The organism is Microbacterium umsixpiens (assembly GCF_053543675.1).
In genome coordinates, this window is the sequence record NZ_JBLVOH010000052.1 from 1 (window position 1) to 3,799 (window position 3,799).

3 protein-coding genes and 1 pseudogene are annotated in these 3,799 nt (G+C 69.0%); 2 read left to right on the forward strand and 2 right to left on the reverse strand.

Annotated features, from left to right (window positions below; genetic code table 11):
- Window positions 1-279: pseudogene (locus ACNPM4_RS05540) on the forward strand (alcohol dehydrogenase); the annotation flags it as partial.
- Window positions 280-289: 10 nt separating this feature from the next.
- Here ACNPM4_RS05540 and ACNPM4_RS05545 read toward each other — a convergent pair.
- Window positions 290-1,753 carry an MFS transporter gene (locus tag ACNPM4_RS05545; RefSeq protein WP_448985000.1) on the reverse strand — a complete coding sequence of 488 codons (1,464 nt, stop codon included), beginning with the start codon at window positions 1,751-1,753 and terminating at the stop codon, window positions 290-292.
- 84 nt (window positions 1,754-1,837) lie between these two features.
- On the opposite strand from ACNPM4_RS05545, the gene ACNPM4_RS05550 reads away from it, so the two are divergent.
- Window positions 1,838-2,905 carry a threonine aldolase family protein gene (locus tag ACNPM4_RS05550; protein WP_372469063.1) on the forward strand — a complete coding sequence of 356 codons (1,068 nt, stop codon included), beginning with the start codon at window positions 1,838-1,840 and terminating at the stop codon, window positions 2,903-2,905.
- A 21-nt stretch (window positions 2,906-2,926) separates the two neighbouring features.
- Here ACNPM4_RS05550 and ACNPM4_RS05555 read toward each other — a convergent pair whose 3' ends face one another.
- Window positions 2,927-3,649, reverse strand: coding sequence for a FadR/GntR family transcriptional regulator (locus tag ACNPM4_RS05555; protein WP_417506474.1), 723 nt, complete (start codon window positions 3,647-3,649; stop codon window positions 2,927-2,929).
- Window positions 3,650-3,799: the final 150 nt, after the last annotated feature.

The window sequence follows — 3,799 nt, forward strand, 5'->3', positions numbered from 1 at the left end:
GGGGCGGGCCGGTTCGCGATCGTGTCGTCGACGGCGGTCGCGCGGCCCCTCGCCGGCGGGGCGAACTACGCCGCGGTGAAGGCGGCGAGCGAGGCCTGGACCCGGGCCGTCGCGCAGGGGTACGCGAAGTCCGCGCGCGATTCCGGTGAGCAGTTGCGCACCGCATCCGTCGTGTTCCGCGCCAAGTCGCTCGATCCCGAAGTCTTGGCCGCACGGCTCCTCATGCTCTGGGACACGGACGCCACCGCCCTCAACGACCGGGTGTTCGACCTCGACTGAACCCCGACGCTCAGCGGGACTCGGGCGGTATTCCCGGCACGATGGGCGGGGCCTCGGCATGCCGACGCTCGCTCGCCCGCCCCTCTTGCGCGCCCGCCTCGGCCCCCTGTTCGCCGTCGCCGGCATCGCCGTCGCCGTCCTCGCCGTGGTCGATCTCCTGCTCGGGCGCCTCGGCGTAGAGCTCGGTGAGCTTGCGGTACGAACGGGTGAAGAAGGCCAGCGTCGCGGCCACGACCATGATCAGCCCCGCGAACAGGCAGATCAGCGCGATACCGCGGGCCTCGCCCTCGCCGAGCAGCCAGCCCCAGCTCTGTTGCCCCTCGCGGGTGTTCATGTAGGGGATGATCAGGAACTCGGCGATCGGGGCGATCAGGAATGCGGTGATCGGGGCTGCCGCCGCTTCCATCGCCGCGGCCACGCCGAACACGCGACCCTGCCGTTCGTAGGGCACGACCTTCTGGATGATGGTCTGCTCCGCCGCCTCGACCGGGGGCACCAGAGCCATGTAGGCCCACATGCCGATCACATACAGCGGCCACCACTCCCGCAGCATGAACACCGAGCCCAGCAGCCCCATGGCGATCACGACGAGCAGCATGGTGCGCATGGGCTTGGGGCCGAGCCCGAACTTCGCCACCAGGCCGCCGCCCACCAGGAAGCCGGTGGAGGCGAAAGCCAGTGCGAAGCCCCAGGTCTGCGCATCGAAGAGGGTCAGGCCGTACGGGTCCATGAGCGCCATGTAGACGCCCCCGATGAGGTTGTTGAAGGTCGAGAAGATGATCAGGGCGAACAGGCCGGGAGCGAGTCGGATCGCCCGCACGCTGCCGCGGAAGTCGAGTGCGCTCGATGCGTTCGGGTCGGGCTCCGGAGCACCCTCGGGGATGCGGATGAACAGCAGGTGGGCGAACGTGAGTGCCATGGCCGCGATCGCGATCGCAAGGGTCCATCCCATGCCGAGGAACCCGATCGACAGACCCGAGAACACGCTCGTGACGAGGAAGGCGATGCCCTGCACCGTGCCGACGAGCCCGTTGGCGTTCGCACGCTTGTCTTCGGGGATCAGCAGAGTCACCGTCGTGGACAGCGCGATGTTGCGCAGCTGCTCGATCACACCGCCGAAGAGGATCACCCCGGAGAACAGCCAGAACCACGGGCCACCCAGATCGAGCAGTGCCGCCTCGGGCTGCCAGAGGTAGAGGAGCCCTGCCACCAGGAAGGCAGCGGCGGAGATGACACTCGAGATCACCATGACGGTGTGCTTGCGGTTGCGATCGACGATCGTGCCGAACGCCATCGCGAAGAACGCGACGAACAGCATGTACGCGCCGCCGATGATGCCCGTGGCCAGCACGGACTGCGTCTCGATGTACACCCAGAACGTGAGCGCGAACCAGAGGAAGCTCGTCGTCACGTTCGCGATGAGCGTGTTGACGAGGACGTTGCCGAATGCCCGAGTGGCGGCGGTGCGCTCCATGAAGTCGAGGGTAGGGCCGGCATCCGACATCCGGAAGACCCTCCCCCGGACCGCGAGGGCGATGCGGACAATTAGGCTGGGTCGGTGAGCATCCAGCATGACCCCGCGATCCGGGGCTTCGCCAGTGACAACTACTCCGGCATCCACCCCGAGGTCCTCGCGGCCATCGCGGCGGCGAACGGCGGACACCAGAGCGCCTACGGCGAGGATGCGTACACCGCGCGCCTGCAGGAGGTCTTCCAGGCGCACTTCGGCGAGGGCGTCGAGGCGTTCCCCGTTTTCAACGGCACGGGCGCGAACGTCACCGGGCTGCAGTCGATGCTGCCCCGCTGGGGCGCGGTGATCGCGGCATCCACCGCCCACATCAACGTCGACGAAGCAGCGGCACCCGAGAAGATCGGCGGCTTCAAGCTGCTGACGGTCCCCACCGACGACGGCAAGCTCACCACCGAGCTCATCGACCGCGAGGCCTGGGGCTGGGGCGACGAGCACCGCGCGCAGCCGCTGGTGGTCTCGATCACCCAGTCGACCGAGCTCGGCACGCTGTACACGGCCGACGAGATCCGCGCGATCGCCGACCACGTGCACGAGCGCGGCATGAAGCTGCACCTCGACGGTGCGCGCCTCTCGAACGCCGCCGCCGCCCTCGACCTGCCGCTGCGCGCGTTCACGCGCGACGCCGGCGTCGACGTTCTCACGTTCGGCGGCACCAAGAACGGCGCGATGCTCGGCGAGGCGATCGTGGTGCTGAACCCCGACGCGGCCGACGGCCTGAAGTACTCGCGCAAGTTCAACATGCAGCTGTCGTCGAAGATGCGGTTCGTGTCGGCGCAGCTGATCGCGCTGCTCGAGGGCGACCTGTGGCTGCGCAACGCGAAGCACGCGAACGCCATGGCCGCGCGTCTGCGTTCCGAGATCGAGGCCGGCATCGCCGACGGATCCATCCAGGGCGTCGACTTCACGCAGCCGACCCAGTCCAACGGCGTCTTCGCGATCCTGCCCGACGGCGTCGCCGACCAGCTCCGCGACTCGTTCCGCTTCTACGACTGGGATGCCGCGCGCAAGGAAGTGCGCTGGATGTGCGGCTTCGACACCGAAGAGGCCGACGTCGACGCGTTCGTCGCCGAGCTCTCCCGCCTCACCACGCGCTGACCTGCCCGAGCCCCTCGGGCGTCAGGATTCGACGACGCGCGTGAATTCCTCGCGCGTGGTGCGCAGGTGCGCGCGCATCGCGGCATCTGCGGCCTCGGCGTCGCCCCGACGCACCGCGTCGAGGATCTGCTCGTGCGCCTGCCAGCTCGACTCCTTCACGAAGTCGAAGCTCATCAGGTCGACGGGCTCGAACATGCGAACCCTCGCCTCCTCGACCGCATCGCGGACGAAGGAGTTTCCGGAGGCCTCGGCGAGGGCGATGTGGAAGTCGGTGTCGGCGATGCGGGACTCGGCCTTCGTGCCGGCGGCGGCGAGGTCGCGCTGCGCCAGCGCCATCGCCTCCAGGTCGGCGTCACTGCGGCGGTTCGCAGCCAGCGCCGCCCCACCGGACTCGACGATCGAGCGGAACTCGGTGAGCTCACCGATCTCAGCCGAACGCGTGCGCACCTCCTCGCGGATGAGCCGCGGGTCGAGGGCGGCATCCTGCACGAACGCCCCACCGGACGCACCGCGCGAGATCACGATCTGCCCGCTGCCCTCGAGTATCCGCAAGGCTTGACGCAACGTCTCGCGCGAGACGCCGAGTTGCTCCGCGAGCCGACGCTCCGGCGGAAGCCGATCGCCGGGGCGGATGCGGCCGAGCGCCATCTCGCGCCGCAGGAACCCGGCGACCGCCTGATAGCCGGAGACCGGCTGCAGGACGGCACGGGAGAAGTCGTGCGGCGCGTCGTCACGCTCGCTCATCCGTGCTCCTTCGATCAGAGGGGCAGACCCGGGCGGTCGGAGCCCACGATCTGCTTCCCCACGAAGAAGTCAAGCACATCGGCGTCTCCGTGCCCTCCCAGTCCGCTCGCGCCGAAGAAGCTCTGCGACGACTCCGGCGACATGTCGAGC